The following is a 23,730-nucleotide window of genomic DNA, read 5'->3' as shown; positions in this document are numbered from 1 at the left end:
ACGGAAACGGTTTAGGGCGTTGAGCGTGCCTCGAAAGGCGTGCGGCGTCCTGGGAGCATCCAGATGAGAAACCATACGCTTTCGGGGCAGGCTGCCTTCCAGCCGAGCCATATGCCTGACATTGCCAATGCGCTGGCCGATGCATCTGGCCTGCGCATCGAGATCGACCGCCGTCGCGGCCGTGGCGCCGGGCTCAATCCGGATGGACGTTTCGAGACCTTGCAGCACGAGGTTTTCGACGATGGCTGGCAGACGCTCGAGGACATGCCGGAGTTCCGCACCGAGGTGCAGGTGGAGAAGCCACGCAGCATCATCACCCGCAATGAATCGCCCGACATCCCGTTCGACCGCTCCATCAATCCCTATCGCGGCTGCGAACATGGCTGTATCTATTGTTTCGCAAGGCCGACACACAGCTATATGGGACTTTCGGCCGGTCTGGATTTCGAATCGAAGCTCTTCGCCAAGCCGGATGCGGCAAAGCTGCTGGAAAGGGAACTGGCGAAACCGGGCTACAAGCCAAGGGTGATCGCCATTGGCACCAATACCGACCCTTATCAGCCGATTGAGCGCGAATGGCGCATCATGCGGCAGATACTGGAAGTGCTGGCCAAGGCCGATCATCCCGTCGCCATCGTCACCAAATCGGCGCTGATCAAGCGGGATATCGACATTCTGGCGCCCATGGCCAAAAAGGGGCTCGCCAAGGTCGGCATTTCCGTGACGACGCTGGACCGCAAGCTCGCGCGCAACATGGAGCCGCGCGCCGCCACGCCGGAGAAGCGGCTGGACGCGGTGAAGGCGCTGACCGAGGCGGGCATTCCCGTGGCCGTGATGATGGCGCCTGTCATTCCGGCACTCAACGATCATGAAATCGAGCGCATTCTCGAGGCCGGCAAGGCCGCCGGCGCCACCGAAGCATCTTATGTGCTTTTGCGCCTGCCGCTGGAGGTGAGCCCGCTGTTCCGCGACTGGCTGCTGCGCAACTATCCGGACCGTTACCGCCATGTCATGTCGCTGGTGCGCTCCATGCGTGACGGCAAGGATTATGACGCGGAATTCGGAAAACGCATGAAGGGCGCCGGCCCCTATGCCTGGCAGATCGGCAGGCGTTTCGAGATGGCCACGAAGCGGCTTGGCCTCATCCGCCGCGGCATCCACCTGCGTGACGATCTCTTCGTGCCGCCGGGCGGTGCAGGCGTGCAATTGTCGCTGCTTTGAGAAGTAAACGCTGAAAGTGACTGAGGTGATGGATGCCCGAACTGAACTCGACGTCATCCTCGGGCTTGACCCGAGGATATAAACCGAGCGCGATAGTGGATCCTCGGGTCAAGCCCGAGGATGACGTCGAGCATGAAGGATAACTCGCCAACAATCGGAGGCTCTGTGAGCCTATATTAAACGGAATTCAAAACGATAGGGAGCAACCTTCTCATCTTGTTGCTCCCCACGAAATGCCCGACGGGTTTTCCCTGGCCCGCCGGACATCGCCCCCGGAGCCGCCGCCTCGCGTGCGATCGTTTTTCCTCCGCCGCCCCGTTGGAGGATCAAAGGTCATGATGACCTTCGGGGCACGGTGAGCCACGCCCCTTGACCCCGGCTCACCATGCCTGTCATCGCCCGCTTCCGGGGGCTTGCAGGAGATCGGGTGTGTGTGCCAGTTTCGCCGCATGAAACGCACGGCCACACCCGATTCTCCTGCCCTTTTTGATCTTGCCGAAACCGGCCCTGACTTCTCCTTCGAGCTGGAGGCGAAAAAGAAGGGCCTCTGGCCCGTCGCCGGCACGGATGAGGCAGGCCGGGGGCCTTTGGCCGGACCCGTGGTTGCGGCAGCCGTCATTCTTGATCCGGACAATATTCCCAAGGGGATGGACGATTCCAAGAAGCTAACCAAGCAGAAGCGGGAAAGCCTGTTCGTACAGATCATGGAAACCTCGATCGTATCCGTCGCCTCCTCCGGCCCCGGCCTGATCGACAGCATGAATATCCTGCGCGCCAGCCTGGACGCCATGCGCCGCGCCGTGCTCGGTCTCGAAATCTCCCCTGCCCTCGTTCTCGCCGACGGCCGCGACCGGCCGCCGGGTATCACCTGCGAAGCCAAGGCCGTCATCAAGGGCGATTCCCGCTCCCTCTCCATCGCCGCAGCCTCGATCATCGCCAAGGTGACGCGCGACCGGATGATGGAACGCGCCGGTGTGGTGCACACATCCTACGGCTTCGAAGGCCATGCCGGCTACGGTACGCCCGCCCACCTGCGCGCCATCGAAAGCCACGGCCCCTGCCCGTTGCACAGGATGAGCTTTCGGCCGCTGAAGCGGGACTGATCGTGAATGAAGGTCCGGCAATCACTTCCGCGATAGGCCAAAGCGGACTCCGGGTTTCAAAATATCGACCGCCAGGCAATCCCAAGCGCTGCAGACAGGGCCAGCGTGACTATCACAGACAGCTTGAGCCGGAAAATGGCGAATGCCGCGAGCAATGTCAGGGCGAGCGACGGCAGCAGGAGTGATGAGAAGACTGGGACATCCAATGCCAGCGGGCCGAGGGCCACGGGTCGGACTTCCTCGAACAGCACGTGAAGTCCAAACCAGACCGCCAGGTTGAGGATCACCCCGACGACGGCCGCAGTGATGGCCGACATCGCCCCGCCAAGCGCCGCGTTACCGCGCATCTTCTCGATGAAGGGCGCACCAGCGAATATCCAAAGGAAACTCGGCAGGAAAGTTACCCAGGTCGTCAGGATCGCTCCGAGAGTTGCCGCCGCCAGCGGCGACAACGCCCCCGGATCGCGATAGCCCGCGAGAAAGCCGACGAACTGCGTTACCATAATGAGAGGACCGGGCGTCGTCTCGGCCATACCGAGACCATCAAGCATTTCTCCCGGACGAAGCCATCCATAGTTTTCCACCGCAGCCTGAGCGACGTAGGCGAGCACGGCATAGGCGCCGCCGAAGGTGACGACGGCCATCTGGCTAAAGAACAGACCCATCTTCGAGAACACATTGTCCCAACCGAGCACCAGGATCAGCGTCGCGACGGGAATGAGCCAGAGCGCTGCAAGAGTGCCAGAGGTTTTGAGCGACCAGGCAAGGTTGGGCCTGGCGTGAAGGGGAATGTCCTCGCCGAGGATGGAATCCCTGTCTTCGAGTATCTTGCCCGATCCCGACTTGTGTCCGCCGTTTGCCTTGAAAGCGTGAAGCCCTGTCCGCCCCCCGAAGCAGCCGATGATTGCGGCCGCGAGGATGATCAGTGGAAAGGGCACGTGAAGGAAGAAGATCGCGACGAAGGCGGCGGCCGCCATGGCGACCATCACATTGTTTTTCAGCGCCCTGCTGCCGATCCGAAAGACCGCCTGAACGACAACGGCGAGGACCGCGCATTTCAGCCCGAAGAACATGCCCTCGATCGCGGTGACGTCGCCGAAGATAACGTAGATGTAACTGAGCGCCAGGATGGATAGAAACCCCGGCAGGACGAACAGCAGGCCGGCGATCATGCCGCCCCTGGTCTTGTTCAGCAGCCAGCCGATATAGATGGCAAGCTGGTGAGCCTCCGGCCCCGGCAGCAGCATGCAGTAGTTGAGGGCATGCAGGAAACGGTGCTCACCCACCCAGCGCTTCTCGTCAACGACGATGCGGTGCATCACTGCTATCTGGCCTGCTGGGCCGCCGAAGCTGAGCGCTGCCACGCGCGCCCATACCTTCACGGCTTCGGAAAGCGGAACGATGTCGTCTTCGCCCGCATCCAGGCGGACACTGGTCTTTGCAAGGTCGGTCATGGTCTCATACCTTCCTCGGGTTGGGCCAGTTGTGGGTCTCCTCGGTTGCATCACGGCACCATCTGTAAAACGCATCGTAGAGCGTCATGCCGGCCGCGAGTTGTTCGAGGTCGTCGTTGAACATCCGGGATAAGCCGAGTGAGGCGGCAAGCAGTCCCGGCACTTCGGGGGCGAGGTCGGGTCTGGACGTATCTGCTCCCCGGACGATTGTCGCGAGGCGGAGCATGGGTTCCGTCGCAAGGCCGAATTCCTCGACCATGACGTCGAAGGTGCAAAGCTCGCCACGGTGGCTCCAGTAAACCTCTTCAATGTCGAAGGGCGTGGCGTTGAAGCGATCGGCGACCGCTGATACTTCCGCCGCCGCTACAAACAGGAAGACCGCCGAAGGATCGACGAAGCGCCGGATCAGCCACGGGCAGGCGATGCGGTCGATTTTCGGACGCGAGCGGGTTACCCAGACCGTCCGGCCACGGCTGTCGCGGGGCGGCAGCCTATCGTCGGGGACTAGGGCCGCTTTCGACGCACGCCAGGCTTCGAAGCCGCCTTCGAGAACCTCGGCGGCACTGCCAACCGCACGAAGGTGAGCGGCAACACCGTGACCGAGCTTCTGGCCTTTCTGACAGAGGACGACCAATGGCCCGGTAAGCCCTTCGGCCCAGTCCATCACTTGGCGGTAATCGCGCCGAATCGCTCCCGGTATGAGGCGGGGATCAGCAGCAAAGTCCTCGTCAGTGCGGACGTCGATAATCGTCGGCGCGTTGGGCGTGCCGATAATGCGATTGAGCTTTTCGGGTGTGATTTCAAGAAATGACGGCATCGCGCGTCCCTCCGTTTTTTCGGGTTCAAAGGACGCGATTCTTCGGCCGTGGCCTCATGGGGCGATCGCTACCCCATAGGTAAAAATTCGCACCGGAATTGGAATATGTCAAGCAGGTGACCGGGCGTCCTATCGGACCACACCAGCAAATGGCGCTTCTGTGCCTCGCTATCGAATAAGCCTTCCCGACGATAAGTTGGTTGCGTCAGAAAATGCACAGCATGTCCGCTGTTGGTGCAAAGCGGAAGAGCAATCCGATATCCGCCATTAAGAAGACTTTGGCCAAAGCGGGTCGATCACCCACCTTTGGCGCTATAACTCCAACCAGACTTGACAACAAAAAAACCCCTCGCAGCTCTCGCCGGAGGGGTTCTTATCAGTCCGAGATAAATCTCAGTTCAGCTTAGACTTCACTTCGCCAATCGTGGCGGTGAAAAGCTTGGCCTTAGTGGCAGCCGTGGTCTTTTCGGCCAGCAACTTCTCGGAAGCGGCAATGGCGATATCGACTGCGGCGGCGCGGACGGCGCCGATGGCGTCTTCTTCGGCCTGCTTGATCTTCTGTTCCGAAAGAGCCGTACGGCGGGCGACGAATTCTTCCGTCTTCTGCTTGGCTTCTTCGGTGAGCGCTGCGGCTTCACGCTCGGCGGCAGCAACGATGCCGGCGGCTTCAGCTTCGGCTTCCTTGCGCTTGCGCTGATATTCGGCCAGCAGGTGCTGGGCCTCTTCACGCAGGCGCTTGGCTTCGGCCAGCTCGTCCTGAATGTTCTGCGCGCGCTCGTCCAGAGACTTGGAGAGCATGCCCGGAACCTTGAGATAGGCGATCAGGACGAAAAAGAGAACAAGACCGACGAGAGCGAAAAATGATGCATCAAACGCCATATCAGGCTCCCTTCACAGTCGAAGCGGCTGCAATGGCGGCCTTGACGTCGGTATCCTTGACCTTAGTGCCGACCAGCTGGTCAACGATCGCGGTCGCGGTTTCCTCAGCAATGGCGCCGACATCGGCGAAAGCCTGTTCCTTGATACCAGCGATGCGCTTTTCGGCGGCGGCAAGCTTTTCAGCAAGTCCGGCCTCGATGGCGGCGCGATCGGCATCGGCCTTCGTTTTAGCGGCGTCACGTGCCGCGGCGCCGATAGAGCTTGCCTTGGCGCGGGCTGCCGCGAGTTCTTTTTCATAGGTTTCGACGGCAGCGTCGGCTTCGCTTTTCAGGCGTGCCGCTTCATCGAGATCCTGTGCGATGCGTCCATGACGGTTTTCGAGAATGCCGCCGACGCGCGGAACGATGACCTTCTGCATGAGCAGGTAGAAAAGGCCGAACGTAATCGCCAGCCAGAGAACCTGCGATGCATAAGTAGACTGGTCGAACGGCGGGAATACGCCGGAAGCACCGTGTTCAGCGCCGTGCGCCACACCGGTTTCCGTGTGCGTGGCTTCCGGTTGCGGCTGGCCGACAGCCGGAGTTTCCGTATGCGTTTCACCTACGGTCGGTGCTGACTGGGCATAAGCCTCGGTCACGAACATGCTCACCTCCAGGGGGACTGCAAATGCGAAGGATCACGGCACGCTATGTTGCGGGCCGTGATCCAGACCTGATGCTGATATTAAACAGCGAACAGGAGAAGGAGAGCAACGAGCAGCGAGAAGATGCCCAGAGCTTCCGTAACGGCAAAGCCGAATACCAGACGGCCGAACTGGCTGTCGGCAGCAGAGGGGTTGCGCAGTGCGCCGGACAGGTAATCACCGAAGATACGGCCGAGTGCGAGGGACGTACCAGCCATGCCGAGGCATGCGAGACCTGCGCCGATGTACTTTGCTGCTTCCGCTTCCATGTGAGACTCCTTGAGATATTGGTTGTTGCGGCTGTTTTTGACGCCCGTTGCCGGGGCCAGCGACTTTACTTCTCAGTGACCACCATGCACGGCGTCGTTCAGGTACATGCAAGTCAGTACCGCGAAGACGTAAGCCTGCAGGAAGGCAACGAGAAATTCGAGAGCGGTCATGGCGACCGTCATGATGAGCGGCAGAACTGCGCCACCGATGCCGAGCGCGCCAAGCGCACCCATGGAGGCAACGAAGCCTGCGAAAACCTTGAGCGTGATGTGGCCAGCCAGCATGTTCGCGAAAAGACGAACGGAAAGGCTGATCGGACGCGACAGGAACGAAATCATTTCAATTGACGCAACAAGCGGCAAAAGCGCCTTCGGCACGCCCGAGGGGGCGAAAATGCCGAAGAAGTGCAGGCCGTGCTTGTAAAAACCGTAAACGATGACCGTGCCGATAACGAGGCAGGCGAGCGCGAAGGTAACGATGATCTGGCTGGTGACCGTGAAGAAATACGGGAACATGCCAAGAAGGTTCGCCGTCAGCACGAACATGAACAGCGAGAACACGAATGGGAAGAACACCATGCCCTTCTTGCCGGCGCCTTCGCGCAGCATGGAGGCGATGAACTCGTAGGACATTTCAGCAACGGACTGCATGCGGGTCGGAATCAGACCGCGGTTCGACGTTGCGAAATAAAGGAAACCGGAAGCGGCAGCCACGGTCGCGACCATGAAGAGCGACGCATTGGTGAAGGAAAAATCGACGCCGCCAATTTCGATCGGAATGATCGGCTGCACCAAGAACTGATGGGTCGGATCGTTTGCCACCGGCTGCCCTCTTTACCTGTCGCCGCCTGTCGCGGCATCTCAACTGCAAGAAAAAACAGCTTAAACGCCGTCTTTTCCACCCTCGTCCTGTCTGTCCGCCTTTTCCAGCAGCGGCGGCTTGGCCACCGCGCCGGTCGAGCGCAACACATTCAATACGCCTGCGCAGAAACCGAGAAGAAGAAGAACGATCATCCCCCACGGCGTCGTGCCGGCAAAATAGTCCAGAAGATAACCCAGCATAGCGCCGACCACGATGGCCGAAATGAACTCCGATGAGAGCTTCACCGCCATCGCAAAACCTTTCCGGTTTTCCGCAGCGTTGGTCTCCGCCCTCACTTCCGCCTCATCCTCCGCCTTCACCTTTGCCAGTTCTTCGGCAAGGCGCTTGCGGCGCTCGTCCAGACTATCGTCACGGTTGCCAGTCATCTTAAAATCCCACCCATTTTCTCCGTTCCAGCCATGCCAGAACCCTTTGGAGTTGTAAACGGTGACGGATTAAGCCTGTTCCAGCCCGCTCTGAAGTCGCGCGCAACATAGTTTTAGGGGCTTCTCTAGTCAAGGCACTGCGAGCGGTTGTTTTGGCACAAATTAATCATGCAAAAACAATAGCTTGACATCAAATCGCGGTTTAGCGGCGATGTTTCCCCAGGGAATCGGCATTTTTGACACGCAAAATGCGACAAATTGGCGGTGTGATCAGCTCCAGCCGCCACCATAGGTACGGTAAAAGACGTGCAGGCCGATCCTGCCGACCTTCTTCATGGACTTGCCCCAGGCGGGACGCACATAAACGGCGTGATAATGGGTGGCGGAGCCCACTTCGTTCAACCAGATTTTGCCGGCGGTGGTGGCCATGGCCACTTCACGCGCCATCTTCCAGTGGCGTTCGGAGTTCACCCGGTCCTTGATATTGTCGCAGGCGAAAGAAAACTGGCAGCGGTTGCGCCAGTCCTTGTTCTGATAAACGACGCCGCAGATGGTTTTCGGATAAGCGGGGTTGCGCACGCGGTTGAGGATGACCTGCGCCACCGCCGCCTGTCCCTTCACCGATTCTCCGCGCGCCTCGAAATAGATGCCGGATGCCAGGCACTGCTGTTCGGCTGCGGAAAACACGGCGGCCGGCAGCGGGGTGGCTGCCCAGGCGTGATCGTCCTGGCTGATCTGCGGCACGAAACGACCGGCCTCGGGCTTTTTGAGGATGGCGTCGAAGGGCGACTCGCGAGCAAAATCCGGTTCGGCCGGCGCATAAGCCGTGGCAAGAATATCCGGCGTCCTGTTGGTGATGAGTTCGGCCAGCATCGGCGAGACGCTTTTGTCCGCCTTCTTTTCCTCACGACGGAAATAGAAGGAGGCGAGTTCCACGTCCTTGCCGCGCTTCGGCTTGACGAAAGCCGTGCGGTCCTTGCGCTTCAGCGGCTCGATATCCAGCATGCTGGTGCGCTGCAGGACGGAACCGGCGGTGAAGGCCTTGGGCGGCTGCATGATTTCGGTTGCGACGATGCGGCCCTTCTTGGCGGCGCGGTTGACGCGCTCGCTGTCCGGCGTCGTTGCCTCACCCTTCTTGTTGGTGACAAAGGCGACCTTGCTGCCATTGGGCAGGGTCATGCCGCCGCCATGCAATGCGGCCTCCCCTGCGGCATCATTGAAAGTCAGCGAGGCATTATGAACGGAGCCTGCCGGAGATGCCGTCAGCACCATGCGCCATTGCTCCCCGCCCTTGTCCAGCCCGGCCAGAAGCGAGGCCAGATCGGCACGGGCGGCGAGGGATGGAAAAACGAGCCAGGCGGCAAGGCCGAAGACGACGGGCGATGTCCATTTTGACGCCCACCCCTGAAGGGACACGGGGGACCGACGACGCATTACTCTTTTCGAACGCAAAACCAGCACTCCGAACACCGACAACCAAATTTGCTACAGGTGTTCGAGAATCTCTTATTAACCTTGATGCTTGGTTAACGCCGCGCCCGGACGCGCTTTCACGTTAATGTGTGAACATATTCTAATGCGCGTCGTGTTGCTTCAGATTCCATAATACCGCGCACAGCTTCATGCACAGCATCCCCACCGCGTCATTCCGGCCTTGAGCCGGAATGACGAAGGAAGGAGCGTCTCAGATTGCCGAGAGGCGTGCTCCCGTCATCAGACGACGACGTGGGAGCCGAGTTCCACCACACGGTTGGCCGGAAGGCGGAAATAATCGGACGGATCGGCGGCGGTTTCGGCAAGCGCTATGAACAGGCGGTTCTGCCAGCCCGGCATGCCCGATTTCGGATCCGGCACCAGCTTGCGGCGGCCGAGATAAAACGAGGTGGACATGATATCGAACTTGTAACCCGTACGGCGCAGATAGCCGAGCGCCTGGGTGACGTTCTGGGTTTCCATGAAGCCGAAATGCAGTTCGACCACGGCGAAACGATCACTCAGTTTCGTCAGCGTGTAACGATCCTCGGGGTGAACGCGCGGCTGGTCCTCAGTGCGGATCGTCAGGATGACATTCTTGTCGTGCAGGACGTGGTTATGCTTGAGATTGTGCAGCAATGCCGCCGGCGCTGCTTCCGGATCGCCGGTCAGGAAAATCGCGGTGCCGGGCACGCGCACCGGCGCATGGGCGCTTTCCTTTTCCACCGAAGCAACGAAAGCTTTCAGCGGCACATCGCCGCGGCGGGTCTTGGCGAAGAGGATTTTCGAGCCGCGCTGCCAGGTGGTCATGATGATGGTGAAGGCGATGGCCAGCAGCACCGGCACATAACCGCCATCGTGAATCTTCAGCAGGTTCGCGCCGAGGAAAATCAGTTCCAGCGTCAAGAGCGGGGCCAGCACCGCAACCGCGAGCCAGACCGACCATTGCCAGCGCTTGCGCACGAATTCGAAGAACATCAGGCTGGTGACGACCATCGCGCCGGTGACGGAAATACCGTAGGCGGTGGCCAGCGCATCCGAACTCTTGAAGGTGAGCACCAGCGCGACGACGCCGAACAGCAGGATGGTGTTGACGGCGGGCAGGTAGATCTGCCCCGTATTGGTTTCCGAGGTGAAGAGGATTTCCATGCGCGGCAGGTAGCCGAGATGGATCGCCTGACGCACGAGCGAAAACGCACCTGTTATGACCGCCTGGCTGGCGATGATGGTGGCGGCAGTCGCCAGAATGACGGCCGGCAGGATCGCCCATTGCGGGAACATCAGATAGAACGGATTGGACATCGCCGCCGGGTCTTTCAGCACCAGCGCGCCCTGACCGAGATAGTTCAGCGTCAATGCCGGGAAAACCAGACAGAACCACGCCCACTGGATGGGACGGCGACCGAAATGGCCGAGATCGGCGTAAAGCGCTTCCGCCCCTGTTATCGTCAGGAAGACCGCGCCCAGCACGACGATGCCGTAAAAACCTTCATTCGCCAGAAACTCGACCGCATGCCACGGGTTGAAGGCAAAGAGAATGCTGAAATCGTCGGCAATATGGATGAGGCCCGCAAGCCCCATGACGATGAACCAGACCGCGGTGATCGGCCCGAAGAACTTCGCCACCGTGCCCGTGCCGTGAGACTGAATGGCGAAGAGGCCAATGAGGATGCCGACGGAAATCGGAATGATGAATTCGTCCATCTCCGGCGTGACGAGTTTCAGGCCTTCCACCGCCGAAAGCACCGATAGTGCCGGGGTGATCATCGCATCGCCGAGAAACAGGGCAGCACCGATGAGGCCGAGCACGATGAGCACGCCGCGATGGGTGCCCGCCGTCTTCATCAGCAGCGCCAGCAGCGAAAGCGTGCCGCCTTCGCCGTCATTGTCGGCGCGCAGCAGCAGCGTGATATATTTGAAGGTGACGATGATCGTCAAAGACCAGATCATCAGTGATGTCAGGCCGATGACTTCTTCCTGAGTCACCCCGTCATAGGCGATGGGCCGCAGGGCTTCGCGAAAGGCATAGAGCGGGCTGGTGCCGATATCGCCATAGACGACGCCGATCGAACCAAGGATCGCGGCGTAAAGCCCCTTGTTCTTGTGCTCGTCATCGGCATCCGGTTTCTCGGCAACGTCCTTGTCAACGATCTGGGACATGATGATCCTGGCTCCTCAGAGCCAGCCCTTCCAACGAAAAAAGAGAAACGGGATGATTGCGGACATCAGCATGATAACAAGCGCCAGGGGATAACCGAACGTCCAGTTCAACTCCGGCATGAGTTGAAAGTTCATTCCGTAAACCGAGGCCACCAGCGTGGGCGGCAAAAACACCACCGAGGCAATCGAGAATATCTTGATGATGCCGTTCTGCTCGATGTTGATGATGCCGAGCGAGGCGTCAAGCAGGAAGGTCAGATTGCCGGAAACGAAGGAGGCATGTTCGTTCAGCGACTGAATATCGCGCCCGATCGACTTGCCCTGTTCCCTCGCTCCCTTGTCCTCGCGAGCCTGATCGCTGGTGGAGAGGAAGGTCTGCAGCCGCGCTAGCGATGCGAGGCTGACGCGGACCTTCGAGATCAGCCGGTGATAGGCGGCGATATTGGTCAGGCGGTCTTCGAGATAGCGCGGCGCCTTGCGTTTGGAACGGGCCTGGCTGCCGAGAATGTCGGCGGCGAGATTATCGATGCCAGTGACCGAGTTTTCGAGAATTTCCGCCGTGCGGTCGACGATTGTTTCGAGCAGTTTCAAAAGCAGCGCCGTGCCGCTGCGCATTTCGTGCGGCGCGCGGGTAATGGCGGCAATGAAAAGGTGGAATGATTTCGGCTCGGCATAACGGATTGTCACCAGACGCTTGCCAACCAGAACGAAGGCGACATCGGTGAGGCGCGGATCATCCGAATCCGCCTTCCACACCAGAGACGCGGTCATGAAGACATTGGCGTCTTCCATATAGAGACGACTGGAAGGCTCGATATCCTTCAGGTCTTCGCGCGTCGGCAGTTCCACGCCCAGCAGCTTTTCCACATGCTGCTCTTCCGCCCTGTCTGGATTGACGAGATCGATCCAGACGATGTCGTCGGGAATCGGTCCGGAGCCGTCGACTGCCGACAGGCTGATCGCCTCGCAATTGGCGCGATAGGCTTTTATCAATCCGCTTCTCCGCTCCACATCGCGGGCTTGCCGCAATGCTGCTTAACATATCCTGTTTGCCGTCGGCAAACCTTTGGACGACACTTCAGGGAGCGCCGGACCAGGCGGGATTTCACAATCTCGCCAGCCCGATGGACCAAGAGCCAAACGGCGCAGGCGTATGCGCCCAAAGCGAGATGCAATCAAGCAATATTTTTTCGCGACAGCATTGCAGGCGAAGCATCTCTGGAGTTCAAATCCGGAAATGCTACCAGATACTTTCGGTTAATCTTCTGTTTTCAAAGGATTATTCAAAGCGGGCAGATGCCTGCCCGCTTTGCGTCCGCGACTGGCGCATTATTCGAAAACGATCCTCGGCGCGGCTTTTTGCTCGCTCGCACCAATGCGCGCCCAGACTTTTTGCGCGATATCGCGGTAGATCGCGGCCTGCGGGCCATCGGGCTCGGCGGCGACAACAGGCGTTCCGGCATCCGACATTTCGCGGATGGAGATGGTGAGCGGCACTTCGCCGAGGAAAGGCACGCCGATCCGTTCCGCTTCCGCCTTCGCGCCGCCATGGCCGAAAATATCGTAACGCGCACCGGTATCGGGCGCGATGAAATAGCTCATATTCTCGATGACGCCGAGCAGCGGCACCTCCACCTTGCGGAACATGGTGATGCCCTTGCGCGCATCGATCAGCGCCAGATCCTGCGGTGTGGAGACGATGACGGCGCCGGCGAGCGGCACCTGCTGGGCGATGGTAAGCTGCGCATCGCCGGTGCCGGGCGGCATGTCCAGCACCAGCACATCCAACTCGCCCCAGGCCACTTCGCGCAGCATCTGCATCAGGGCGGACTGCACCATCGGCCCGCGCCAGATCATCGCCGCTTCCTCATCCACCAGAAAGCCCATGGACATGACCTTCAGTCCATAATTTTCCATCGGGAGGATGATGCGGTCTTCCTGCTGCTGCGGACGGCCGGAAATTTTCAGCAATCGCGGCAGCGAAGGGCCGTAAATATCGGCATCGAGCATGCCGACCTTGAGGCCGAGCGACTGGAGACCTAGCGCCAGATTGACCGCGGTCGTCGACTTGCCTACCCCGCCCTTGCCCGAGGCCACGGCGATGATGGCCCGCACGCCCGGTACGCCCACCTTTGACGAGCCGGGCTGTGTGGCCGGCCGGCCGGGTGCAGCGGCAGGGCGCGCCGGCGCCGGTTGCTGCTGGCCGGGCTTGCGATCGGCCGTCAGAGCGACGACCGCGCCGACGATACCCTCAACGCTTTTGGCCGCCTGTTCCGCGGCAAGCCGCAGCGGCTCCATCTCCGCAGCCTTGTCGGCCGGTACGGTGATCGAGAAATAGGCTTTCGCATCGGCGATGAAGATTTCCGAGACCATGCCGAGTGCGATGATGCTCTTACCGCTGCCGGGATAGATCACCGCTTCCAGCGCCTTTTCCACCTGGCTCTTGCTGACCTCTGCCATATTCCTGCTCCGCTATATCGTCCGACCGGGTATTGCGTGCCATCCATAGACAAGCCGGAGCGCTTCGCCAATGCCAAAGCGCGACAGTCAGGCATTCGCGACGATTTAACGCTGCCGTTTCAGATTTCGTCGTCCATCGCCAGCGTTTCCGGATCGAAAACATGGCCGTCGAAAAAACAGTCGGGGCCGAGCACCAGACCCGTGCGCGACGCGCCGACATGAACAGGCTCGCGCAACGTGCCTTCGAGTTTCAGATTGGCACCCGGCACCGGCACGAAAAGCGGCTTCATGGCCTTGCGGAAAATATCCGGCCGGTAGGCGTTGCGGGCGGCCTCCACCACGGCGGCATCGAGCCGGTAATCGGCGGAAACCTCGCCCCAGCGCAACATCTGGCTGAAGAACCACAGGGCCTGGCTCTGCCAAGGGAAATTGGCGGCCTTGGCACTCGTCACGAAAAACTCCTGAAACCGCTGCATGTCCCGCTGAGAGGTGGAAATATAGCCTGTCAGCGCCGGCAGCAGGAATTCGCCGTTCTCATCCAGATATTGAGGCGCGGCGAGGATGCCGGCCAGTTCCTCTATGTTGGCGGCGTTGGCGCACCATTCGCCGGCGCGATAAAGCGCCCGCAGCAGTCCTTCCAAAAGGGCGGCGTTTTCCTCTGCCCAGCGCGTCTTCACGGCCAGTATCTTTTCCGGCGCATTGTGCCAGATCAGCGCGCCCGTGGTGACGATACGGCCGGCGCCGCCCAGCACCACGGCGCTGCCCGCCGGTTCGGCGGTACAGAGCGCATCGACCTTGCCGCTTTCCAGCAGCGATGGCATCGCCTTCGGCAGGGCTTCGACGATTTCCATGTCCCGGCCGAGCAGCACGCCGCAGCTTCCGAGCAGATAACGCAGGGCATAAAATGGCGTGGAGACAATATCCTCGACCGCAAAGACCGGCGGGGTTCCACCTGCCGCCCGGCGCGCGGCGCAGACACGGGCCATGGCCCGCCCAAAAGCCGCCGGATCCGGCAGCTTCAGTCCTTCGCGATAAAGTTCGTCGTAAAATCCGTGCGAAACGGTCGTTGCCGATCCGCCAAGGGAGAGTGTGAAAACGCCGACAATATCGCCTGGCAGGTCATCCAGGCCAACAGCGGAACCAACGGGAACCGGGGCGGGCAGATGCGCGACATGAACGCCATCCTCGCCAAGCGCCGCAAGCACGGCGCGCGCGGACTGTTTTCGGAAAAGTTCGAGTTCTATGCCCTCATCGGCAGCAAAGCCTTTTTCGGCAGCGGCTATCAGCACGGCGCAGTCGATAGTCGGAGAAAATCCCGCTTTTACCCTATGCCGTTCCGGCAAACGATTTCTCCTTTCCGGTGATTCGAAAGGAGGATCGCCCAGGAAGCGCTTTATCACAATGATAAAATTACGGTTTCGCTATTTTATCAGGCCGACCCGCAGCGCTTTGGCGACAGCCTGGGTGCGGTTGACCGTGTCGAGTTTTTTCGTTGCGCGGTTCAGGTAATGATTGATGGTGTGTTCCGACAGCATCATGATTTCAGCAATTTCAGCGCTGGTCTTGCCGGCGGCGGTCCAGTTCAGACAGTCGATCTCCCGCTCGCTCAATGTTTCGGGAACCCTCAAATCGAGGCGTCGTATTTCAGATAGCCGGGCAAAGACATGGCTGGAAATGTAGAAAAGCTCGGCAAGCCGGCTGGCGGGCAGAGCCGTCTTGTTGCCGGAAAACGAGACCGCGCCGCGTCGCATGGTGATGTCATGAACGGGAAACCACACCGAATTGATCATCTCGAAACGTTCGAAAAGGTTGATCACGGTTTTCTTGGCGATTTCTCCGTCGCCTCTGACCAGAAAATCCATCGAGACGGAAAAGGGGACGGTCGATTTTTTCAACTGGGCCATCACCCGGCTGGTCTGCAGCATGCCCTCTTCATCGTAGCGCTGCAAAAGCTCGGCCGGCCAGCTGGTGATAACAGTATATTGCGACAGTTCGCTCGCCACTTCCGAGGACAGGTCGAGCACCATGAAAGCCCTGAATTCCCAGGCCTCCGTCAGCCGCTTCAGAAACCGGAATATATCGAATTGCGTGTTGAGATCAGCGATCTCGCGAACGCAATCAACACCAATCGACTGAACGGCGGCCGTCTCTGTTTTCTGCATCAAAGCTGTTCTTCGAGAATGAGAAAATGCCGCCGCAAAGGCCCGCCTTTGCCCGGAAATTGTTGCGGATGTTACTCACCAAAACGATTCATGCAAACAAAAGTTGAAAACTTAATTCAGAATAGTCGAAAATAATATCAAATGCACCTGAATGGACGCGTCCCCGCGCTTTCCATAAGGGAAAATCCACCGGCTAACGCCCCGTTTTTTCCTCAACCATCCGCAACCGGGGATAATCTGCAGGCAAGATCATCGGAAATTCTATCGGCAGTCTCGCGCACCAGAGGGGCCCATTTGCGTAGCTGTTCCACATCCACACGATAGGCCGGACCGGTGACGGAAATCGCCGCGCGAAAATTGCGGCCGGGCGCCCGGACCGGTGCTGCAACGCAGTGAATTCCGATCTCGTGTTCCTGAAGGTCGAAACCGTAGCCATTGTCGCGAATGGTCGCCACATCAGCCATCAGTGCTTCCGGGGTCGTGATCGTATTTTTCGTGAAGTGGTGAAAATCCAGTTCCGCAGCCAGTTCCGCCAGATCATCAGCTGATAACAGCGACAGCGCCGCCTTGCCCACCCCCGTGCAATAGACCGGTGAGGTTTTGCCCACCTGCGAATGCATGCGCAATGTGTGCTGCCCCTCCATCTTGTCGAGATAGGTCACCTGCCTGCCGTTCAACACGGCGAGATGCACGGATTCCTGCGTCATTTCCTGCAACGCTGCCAGATGCGGGGCCGCGACGCTGCGCAGGTCGTTGCCGCTCCAGGCTTTCGCTGCCAGTTGCAGCAGCCTCAACCCCACGGCATAGGTCTGATCGGCAGCGTGATCGATAAGGCCCTCGGCGACGAGATGGGCGAGCTGGCGGTGAACCGAGCCGCGCGGCTGACCGCAGGCTTCGACCACATCGGTAAAGCGCATCGGCTTGTCGGCAAAGGCGATCAACTCCAGCAGCGAGACGGCCTTGCCGAGCGTGCCCGTGTCACTCCCGGTTTTCCGTTGCACCATCGGAACCGCGTCAGGCTTTTGCCCATTGGGCTTTTTATTATCGGCCATGGCAACATCCACCGTCATCTGTCTTGACATAAGCGTGACGCCAAGAGAATAATTCCATTTAGTAAAATCTAGTTCCAAATAATGGAACAATCAAGCCTTTCAATGGATGAGATGACGCCGATGACGCAAGCCCAATTTCCGGACCTCAAGGATGCGGGCGTGCTCGTCACCGGCGGCGGTTCCGGCATCGGGGCATCGCTGGTGGAAGCCTTCGCGATGCAGGGAGCGAGGGTTTCGTTCATAGACATCGCCGAGGAGCCAAGCCTGGCGCTCGTAAAGCGGCTTGCGACAACGGCGCAGCATCCGGTCCACTTCTTCAAAACCGACCTTCGCAATATCGCGGCGATCGGAAAGACGGTGGAGGCGGCGGCCTTGGCCACCGGCGGTATTAAGGTACTCGTCAACAATGCCGCCTGGGACGACCGCCACGACATAGAAACGGTGACCGAAGCCTATTGGGACGCCAATCAGGCGGTCAATCTCAAGCAGATGTTCTTCTCGGTTCAGGCAGCCCTGCCCTACCTCCGGCAGGCGAAGGGCGCCTCTATCGTCAATTTTTCGTCCATCTCGTTTCTGCTCAACATGGGCGAGCTGCCATCCTATGCGGCGGCCAAGGCCGGCATTATCGGGTTGACGAAAAGCCTCGCCGGCCGGCTGGGCCCGGAAAACATCCGCGTCAACACGCTGCTGCCCGGCATGATCGTGACGGAGCGGCAGAAGGAACTATGGCTGACGGATGAGGGCATTACCGCCACCACGGCGCGGCAATGTCTGAAGCGCACGCTCGTCGCCGCCGACCTGGCGGGTCCGTGCCTGTTTCTCGCATCATCGGCATCGAGCGCCATCACGGCGCAATCCATAATCGTAGACGGAGGCCTTCTATAATGTCTGAACCCGCTTTCATCGCCGTCGACTGGGGTACAACCAGTTTCCGGCTCTGGCTCATGAGCCGATCGGGCGCGGTGCTGGCGGAGCGCAGAAGCACGGAAGGCATGACCACCGCCATGCGGACCGGTTTTGCCGAGGTGCTGCAATCGCATCTCGACGCTATCGGCGCACCGGAAGATCTGCCGGTTCTCGTCTGCGGCATGGCGGGAGCGCGGCAGGGCTGGGTCGAAGCGGGTTATATCGACGTGCCGGCATCGCTTTCGGCGGTTCTCGATGGCGCGGTTCGCGTGCCGGGCCAGGTGCGGGATGTGCGCATTCTGCCGGGACTGGCGCAGCGGGATAAAAACGCGCCCGACGTGATGCGCGGCGAAGAAACGCAATTGCTTGGCGCTCTCGCTTCTTCGGACGCCGGTGAAAAACTCGTCTGCATGCCCGGCACCCATTCCAAATGGGTGACCGTAAAGGATGGCGGCGTGACGGGTTTTGCCACTTTCATGACCGGCGAACTCTTCGAAGTCATCTCGAAGCAGACGATCCTTTCCCATGCGGTGGCAGAGGCCGAAGCCTTTACCGGCGAGCATGAGGCTTTCACGGCGGCCGTGCGCGATATTTACGCCCATCCCGCGCTTGCGACCAATCGCCTTTTCACCCTGCGCTCCGGGCAATTGCTGCACGGGCTTACCGCGACCGACGCCAAGGCCAAGCTCTCCGGCATCATGATCGGGCTGGAAATCGCCGGTGCGCATTCGACGGCACGGCGGGAGACGCCCGTGGTGCTGATCGGCTCCGGTGCGCTCGGCGCGCTTTACGAGGGTGCCTTCGCAGCCCTCGAGATTCAATATACGGTCATCGACGCCGACGAGGCCGTGCGGCGCGGATTGCTCGCCGCTGCAAATGCCATCTGGCCATAGGATAAAGAGACATCATGCGTATTCCCTTCCCTTCCATCAAATATCCGCTGATCGCCATCCTGCGCGGTCTGAAGCCCGAGGAAACCGAAGGCGTTGTCGGCGCGTTGATCGAGACCGGCTTCCGCGCCATCGAAATCCCGCTCAATTCGCCCGATCCGTTCCGCTCGATCGAGATCGCCGCAAAGATGGCGCCCGCCGATTGCCTGATCGGCGCCGGCACCGTGCTTAGCGTGGAAGAGGTGGAATCGCTGGATGCGGCCGGCGGCAAGCTGATGGTCAGCCCCAATGCCGATGCCGACGTTATCGTCGCCGCCCGCGTCAAGGGCATGGTGACGATGCCGGGCGTTCTCACCCCCACCGAGGCGCTGGTGGCCGCAAAGGCCGGGGCGACCGGGCTGAAGTTCTTTCCCGCCAGCATCATCGGCCCCGCGGGTATCAATGCGATCCGGACCATCCTGCCGAAGGATCTGGTCATCGCCGCCGTCGGCGGCGTCTCGGACAGGAACTTCGCGGAATATACCAACGCCGGCATTACGGCTTTCGGGCTTGGCACCAGCCTTTATAAGCCGGGCATGACGGCGGCGGAGGTGCGCGAACGCGCCACTGTCACACTTTCAGCCTATGATGCAGCCATCGGAGGATAAGAGCTTGGCGACTGTTTTTCCCTTTGCCGGACGTGTTCTGGACGAGACGCCGATGCTACTCGGCGAAGGCCCGACCTTCGACCCTGCGACCGGCACCGCCTGGTGGTTCAATATTCTCGAGCGGGAACTGCACGAGCTGCATCTCGCCTCCGGCCGCAAGACCGTGCATGCCCTGCCCTTCATGGGCAGTGCGCTCGCCAAGGTCAGCGACAGCAAACAGCTGATCGCCTCCGATGACGGACTTTTCCTGCGAGACACGGCAACCGGCGTGCTGACGCTGCATGCGGAGCTGGAAAAGGATTTGCCCGGCAACCGCTCCAATGACGGGCGCATGCACCCCTCCGGCGCGCTGTGGATCGGCACCATGGGTCGCAAGGCGGAGACAGGCGCGGGCAGCGTCTATCATGTTTCCAAAGGCACCGTGACGAAGCTGTTTGGCGAGATCAGCATTCCGAATTCGATCTGCTTCTCGCCCGATGGGGCGACGGGATATTACGTCGATACCAAGGTGAACAAGCTGATGCGGGTGCCGCTTGATGCCGAGACCGGCCTGCCCTCCGGCAAGGCTGAAGTCTTCATCGATTCCACGGGTATCAAAGGCGGCGTGGACGGATCCGTCTGCGATGCCGAAGGGCATATCTGGAACGCTCGCTGGGGTGAGGGTGCGGTGGATCGTTACGATACGGACGGCAATCACATCGCCCGATATGAGGTGCCCGGCAAACAGACGACCTGCCCGGCCTTCATCGGCCCCGACGCGTCGCGCCTTCTTGTCACCTCGGCGCGCGAACATCTAGACGACGACGCCATTGCCGCCAATCCGCAGCATGGGTTGACGTTCGAGCTCGGGGTTGACGTCAAGGGCCGGTTTGAGCCGCTTTACAGGCTCTGAGACGCGGCACGCACCGCACTCTCCTCATTCCTGTGCTTGTCACAGGAATCTAGCCAGCCCAAGTCCTTGGGCTGAAAGGACTCTCTTCGCCGCGCAGACGCGCGTCGGCTGGATTCCTGTGACAAGCACAGGAATGAGGGAAGTTGGAGATTGCGTCCGCCGCCTTGCAGCCGCCGCCAGACCGCTCTGTCTCAGGAAATATCCGACAATATCTCGCGGTAATTCTCGTGCAGATACCGCTGGGTCGCGGCGGCATCGGCGGGGCGGCCGTAGAAATAGCCCTGCCCCATGGCGCAACCGAGCGCGCGCAGCTTTTCCTCTTCCGCCCGTTCTTCTATCCCCTCGGCCACGACTTCGAGATCGAGCCCTTCGCACATGGCGACGATGGCCTTGATGATATGTTCGGAAGGACGATCGCTGCTGATGCGCGACACGAAGGCGCGGTCGATCTTTACCTTGTCGAAGGTGAAATCCCGCAGGCGGCCGAGGCTCGACTGGCCAGTGCCGAAATCGTCAAGCGAAATGCGAACGCCGGCGCTCTGCAATTCGCTGATGATGCGTTGCGCGGTATCGGCTGATGTCATGACAGCCGTTTCGGTGATCTCAAGTTCCAGCCGATGCGGATCGAGGCCGACACGCGAGAGAATGGACAGAATATTGTCCGCCGTGCTTGGGTCCATCAATTGCGCGGAAGAGAGATTGAAGGACAGGAAGAGTTCACGCGGCCAGAACAGGGCCGCTTCCGCCGCCTTTCTGAGCAGGGCTTCCGACAGCGCATCGATGAAACCGCGCTCTTCGGCGAGCGGCACAAAAACCGCAGGCGATACGAAACCGAGATCGGGATCGTTCCAGCGGGCCAGCGCCTCGAAACCAATGACCTTTGCCTCTTCCAGCCGGACGATGGGCTGGAAATGCACATCGATGGCATCGGTGATGATGGCGTTTCTAAGCGCCTGTTCCAGCTGCGTGGCGCGCTTCATCTCCTGCGCGATCTCACGCGAATAGACCGTGATCTGGCCGCGGCCACGTCTCTTGGACCGATAGAGCGCCGTCTCGGCGCTTTTCAGCAAATCCTCGAATTCATCGCCGGCGAAGGGATAGATGGCGAAACCGAAGGAGGAAGAAAGCCGGACGTTGCGGTCGCCGAGATCATAAGGGGCAGAAAGCACGTCCTTGATCATGTTGCCGATACGTTCGGCGCCAGTACGCTCGAACACCAGCGGCAGCACGAAAGCGAATTCGTCACCGTCATGGCGCGTCACGACCGCGCCATCGGGAATGCAGGCCTTCAGCCGGTGCGCGACCTGGCAGAGGATTTCATCGCCCGCCTGCACGCCGAAAAGATCGTTGATGGGTTTGAAGCCGTCTATATTGGCAATGCCGACCGTGAAGGGGGCGGGATCGCTGGAGCGCTCGCTGGCAAGCATCCGGATCTTGTCCCGCAAACGGTAGCGGTTGCCGAGCCCCGTCAGCGGGTCGCTGTAGGCCATCGCCTGCAACTCGTTCTGGCTGACCTGCAACGATTGCGGCTCTGCCCGTTTCATTCCTGCATCTCGTGAATCCTGTGTCGACCGCGCTCACAATGCAGGGCAAGTATTAAAAAAGCCATAGCCTCCCGGCAATGGCAATTTCAGGCCTGCAGCCGTAGGGCGTCCTTGCCGAAAAGCCGCAGGAAAACCGCCTCGACCATGTCAGGACTGACGGGTTTCAGCAGCATATCGTCCATGCCGGAGGCCCGGCACTTGTCGAGATCGCCCTCGAATGCGTGGGTGATGACACCGACGATGGGAATATGTTTCTCGCCGCCCAGGCCGCGCATGCGGCGGGCGACCTCGAAGCCGTCGATATCGCCCAGCGTCGTGTCGAGCAGGACGGCGGAAGGCGGCTGTTCCACAAAGAGACGCAAGGCTTCCTCGCCCGAGGTGGCGAGCCGCCAGGAAAGCCCCAGGCCTTCGAGTATCTGCGAGAAGACGATCTGGTTGACCCTGTTATCCTCGACGAGAAGTATCTCGCAGACGCCGCCGGTCTTGAGTATTTCGGGCAGATCCTCCGTCATGATCTCCCAGTCCTCGTCAGCGGTTTTCTCATTTGGGGAGGATTTCAACCCAGCGGCAAGATAATGCAGCAGGGAAGCATCTATTTCCTCCTCCTCGATGGTGACGACGGGCAGATCATGCGCGGCGGCAATATCGAGGCATGCGACGCTCATCTGGGCGTCGACAACGACCACATCGATGCTCACACCGGCGGAAGCCGCGACATCGATGAATGTGCGCTGCTCGTCCTCGCTCGTCACCGCCGCATGGTCCATGCCGCCCGCGGTCAGAAGACGACCGGCGGCTTCCGCAAAGCGCCCGTTTTCAGAGACGACCAACACCGCCTTGCTCTTTAAAACCCCGCCGCGATTGTCCGTTTCCTCGTCCCTGCCATAGATGGAGGCCACGAAAGGAACATGTTCGAGCGAGGGGATGACGGGCGTGCCATTGGCATCGATGGTGGCAAGAGCGGTCACGTCCTCCATCGTCGTCACTAGGAAATATCGGCCGGGCCGGCCCACACGCTGCTTGCGGGTGATTGTCAGCACCTCTTCGCCATTCAGGCGTCGCACCCTTTCGGGAATGACAGCCGGCGTACCGCTATCCAGCACCATACGATCGGCGGCATCGATCCGTCCGGCGACCTTGCGCGAGTGGAGATCGAAAACGGTACGGCCGAGAATGCTCTCGGGACTGGTTTCGACCAGGGCGCTGGCGGATTTGTTGAGGGCGACATAGGCCATGTTCCGATCCTTGACGAAGACGGGAAATGGCAGATTGTCGAGAATTTCCTCAACGAGCTGTACGCGCTCAAGGTCGATGCGCCATTGCTCTTCGCGTTTCTTCTGTTCGGAAATATCGGCAACCACGCTGATGCCGAGGCCGGACGGCAGGCGGTTCATGACGAAGCGCAGGAAGCGCTCTCCCTTCAGCCGTTCGGTTTTTTCCGATCTTTCCTTCCAGTGCAGCGCCAGCCGCTCGCCGATCCATTCCTCCCGGCCGAGCGGGCGGGCATTGGCGGAGAGGCTTTCCGCCTCGAGCAGATAACAATCATATAGCGCGCTCAGATAGTCGCGCAGCCGCGCGCCAGGGCCGATGACGGCCTCTTCCAGCGGAAAAAAGCTGAGGAGTTTCCGGCTTGCAAAAATAATGTGATCATTACGGTCGTAAACGACGATCGCCGCGCCAAGCGCGTCGCAAAGGGCATCAAGCATCACCGTATGAACGCCCGCGCCAGAGGACGCCAAATCACTCAACTGCAAACTCCCGCCTGTTTTTCAGGGGTCAGGCTTATGTTTCTAGTGGAATCGTCCAGGGCAAATGCCGGGATGAAACGAAAAATTCCGAAAAAGAGACATCAGGGTTTGCAACTTGAAGCA

Annotated in this window: 22 protein-coding genes; 6 read left to right on the top strand and 16 right to left on the bottom strand. The window is 60.1% G+C overall.

The window, feature by feature from the left end:
- The first annotated feature begins 63 nt into the window (after positions 1–63).
- Entirely contained in the window at positions 64–1,221 is a 1,158-nt protein-coding gene (locus tag AC5I5B_RS14770) for a PA0069 family radical SAM protein (protein WP_003503108.1), read from the top strand.
- A 449-nt stretch (positions 1,222–1,670) separates the two neighbouring features.
- A complete protein-coding gene (rnhB, locus tag AC5I5B_RS14765) occupies positions 1,671–2,324 on the top strand; it encodes a ribonuclease HII (RefSeq protein WP_077998424.1) in 654 nt (217 codons plus the stop codon).
- A gap of 56 nt (positions 2,325–2,380) precedes the next feature.
- On the opposite strand, the gene chrA is transcribed toward rnhB, so the two are convergent.
- The 14 genes from chrA to AC5I5B_RS14695 form a co-directional block, all read right to left on the bottom strand.
- Positions 2,381–3,778, bottom strand: a complete 1,398-nt coding sequence (chrA, locus tag AC5I5B_RS14760) for a chromate efflux transporter (RefSeq protein WP_111833673.1) — start codon at positions 3,776–3,778, stop codon at positions 2,381–2,383.
- A gap of 4 nt (positions 3,779–3,782) precedes the next feature.
- Positions 3,783–4,595 (bottom strand): chromate resistance protein ChrB domain-containing protein, encoded by an 813-nt coding sequence (locus tag AC5I5B_RS14755; protein ID WP_020010563.1) that lies wholly within the window; start codon positions 4,593–4,595, stop codon positions 3,783–3,785.
- 393 nt (positions 4,596–4,988) lie between these two features.
- A complete protein-coding gene (locus AC5I5B_RS14750) occupies positions 4,989–5,474 on the bottom strand; it encodes a F0F1 ATP synthase subunit B (RefSeq protein WP_020010562.1) in 486 nt (161 codons plus the stop codon).
- A 1-nt stretch (position 5,475) separates the two neighbouring features.
- Positions 5,476–6,117 carry a F0F1 ATP synthase subunit B gene (locus AC5I5B_RS14745; RefSeq protein ID WP_099085613.1) on the bottom strand — a complete coding sequence of 214 codons (642 nt, stop codon included), beginning with the start codon at positions 6,115–6,117 and terminating at the stop codon, positions 5,476–5,478.
- An 80-nt stretch (positions 6,118–6,197) separates the two neighbouring features.
- Positions 6,198–6,425 carry a F0F1 ATP synthase subunit C gene (locus tag AC5I5B_RS14740; RefSeq protein WP_003494147.1) on the bottom strand — a complete coding sequence of 76 codons (228 nt, stop codon included), beginning with the start codon at positions 6,423–6,425 and terminating at the stop codon, positions 6,198–6,200.
- A 72-nt stretch (positions 6,426–6,497) separates the two neighbouring features.
- Positions 6,498–7,247, bottom strand: a complete 750-nt coding sequence (locus AC5I5B_RS14735) for a F0F1 ATP synthase subunit A (protein ID WP_003503121.1) — start codon at positions 7,245–7,247, stop codon at positions 6,498–6,500.
- Positions 7,248–7,307: 60 nt separating this feature from the next.
- The gene (locus tag AC5I5B_RS14730) at positions 7,308–7,673 is read right to left on the bottom strand and encodes an AtpZ/AtpI family protein (protein WP_020010559.1); all 366 of its coding nucleotides are present in this window, start codon (positions 7,671–7,673) and stop codon (positions 7,308–7,310) included.
- A 270-nt stretch (positions 7,674–7,943) separates the two neighbouring features.
- Entirely contained in the window at positions 7,944–9,107 is a 1,164-nt protein-coding gene (locus AC5I5B_RS14725) for a cell wall hydrolase (RefSeq protein WP_162695456.1), read from the bottom strand.
- Positions 9,108–9,386: 279 nt separating this feature from the next.
- A complete protein-coding gene (locus AC5I5B_RS14720) occupies positions 9,387–11,306 on the bottom strand; it encodes a potassium transporter Kup (RefSeq protein WP_111833674.1) in 1,920 nt (639 codons plus the stop codon).
- A 15-nt stretch (positions 11,307–11,321) separates the two neighbouring features.
- Positions 11,322–12,299 carry a magnesium transporter CorA family protein gene (locus tag AC5I5B_RS14715; RefSeq protein WP_080865900.1) on the bottom strand — a complete coding sequence of 326 codons (978 nt, stop codon included), beginning with the start codon at positions 12,297–12,299 and terminating at the stop codon, positions 11,322–11,324.
- Positions 12,300–12,635: 336 nt separating this feature from the next.
- Positions 12,636–13,766, bottom strand: coding sequence for an Mrp/NBP35 family ATP-binding protein (locus tag AC5I5B_RS14710; protein WP_003503126.1), 1,131 nt, complete (start codon positions 13,764–13,766; stop codon positions 12,636–12,638).
- A gap of 119 nt (positions 13,767–13,885) precedes the next feature.
- Positions 13,886–15,109 carry a CmpA/NrtA family ABC transporter substrate-binding protein gene (locus AC5I5B_RS14705; RefSeq protein WP_111833675.1) on the bottom strand — a complete coding sequence of 408 codons (1,224 nt, stop codon included), beginning with the start codon at positions 15,107–15,109 and terminating at the stop codon, positions 13,886–13,888.
- Between the two features lie 78 nt (positions 15,110–15,187).
- Entirely contained in the window at positions 15,188–15,928 is a 741-nt protein-coding gene (locus AC5I5B_RS14700) for a helix-turn-helix transcriptional regulator (RefSeq protein WP_099085615.1), read from the bottom strand.
- Between the two features lie 212 nt (positions 15,929–16,140).
- A complete protein-coding gene (locus AC5I5B_RS14695; RefSeq protein ID WP_162695457.1) occupies positions 16,141–17,010 on the bottom strand; it encodes an IclR family transcriptional regulator in 870 nt (289 codons plus the stop codon).
- A 72-nt stretch (positions 17,011–17,082) separates the two neighbouring features.
- Between AC5I5B_RS14695 and AC5I5B_RS14690 the strand changes: the two genes are divergently transcribed.
- From AC5I5B_RS14690 to AC5I5B_RS14675, 4 genes are read left to right on the top strand one after another with little or no spacing between them, the layout of a single operon-like run.
- Positions 17,083–17,865 (top strand): SDR family NAD(P)-dependent oxidoreductase, encoded by a 783-nt coding sequence (locus AC5I5B_RS14690; RefSeq protein WP_060726058.1) that lies wholly within the window; start codon positions 17,083–17,085, stop codon positions 17,863–17,865.
- Complete coding sequence (locus AC5I5B_RS14685; protein ID WP_080865895.1) at positions 17,865–18,779, top strand: 2-dehydro-3-deoxygalactonokinase; 915 nt, start codon at positions 17,865–17,867, stop codon at positions 18,777–18,779. The genes AC5I5B_RS14690 and AC5I5B_RS14685 overlap by 1 nt, the downstream gene beginning before the upstream one ends.
- 14 nt (positions 18,780–18,793) lie before the next feature.
- Positions 18,794–19,423, top strand: a complete 630-nt coding sequence (locus AC5I5B_RS14680; protein WP_003503136.1) for a 2-dehydro-3-deoxy-6-phosphogalactonate aldolase — start codon at positions 18,794–18,796, stop codon at positions 19,421–19,423.
- Positions 19,424–19,427: 4 nt separating this feature from the next.
- Entirely contained in the window at positions 19,428–20,315 is an 888-nt protein-coding gene (locus tag AC5I5B_RS14675) for an SMP-30/gluconolactonase/LRE family protein (RefSeq protein WP_111833809.1), read from the top strand.
- Positions 20,316–20,506: 191 nt separating this feature from the next.
- Here the strand turns inward: AC5I5B_RS14675 and AC5I5B_RS14670 are convergent, their stop codons facing one another.
- Together AC5I5B_RS14670 and AC5I5B_RS14665 are read right to left on the bottom strand one after the other, a co-directional pair.
- Positions 20,507–21,859, bottom strand: a complete 1,353-nt coding sequence (locus tag AC5I5B_RS14670) for a putative bifunctional diguanylate cyclase/phosphodiesterase (protein WP_003503140.1) — start codon at positions 21,857–21,859, stop codon at positions 20,507–20,509.
- Positions 21,860–21,945: 86 nt separating this feature from the next.
- A complete protein-coding gene (locus AC5I5B_RS14665) occupies positions 21,946–23,565 on the bottom strand; it encodes a response regulator (protein WP_162695473.1) in 1,620 nt (539 codons plus the stop codon).
- Positions 23,566–23,730: the final 165 nt, after the last annotated feature.

It is taken from the genome of Agrobacterium sp. (assembly GCF_059499945.1).
This window is presented reverse-complemented; position numbering and strand designations above follow the sequence as displayed.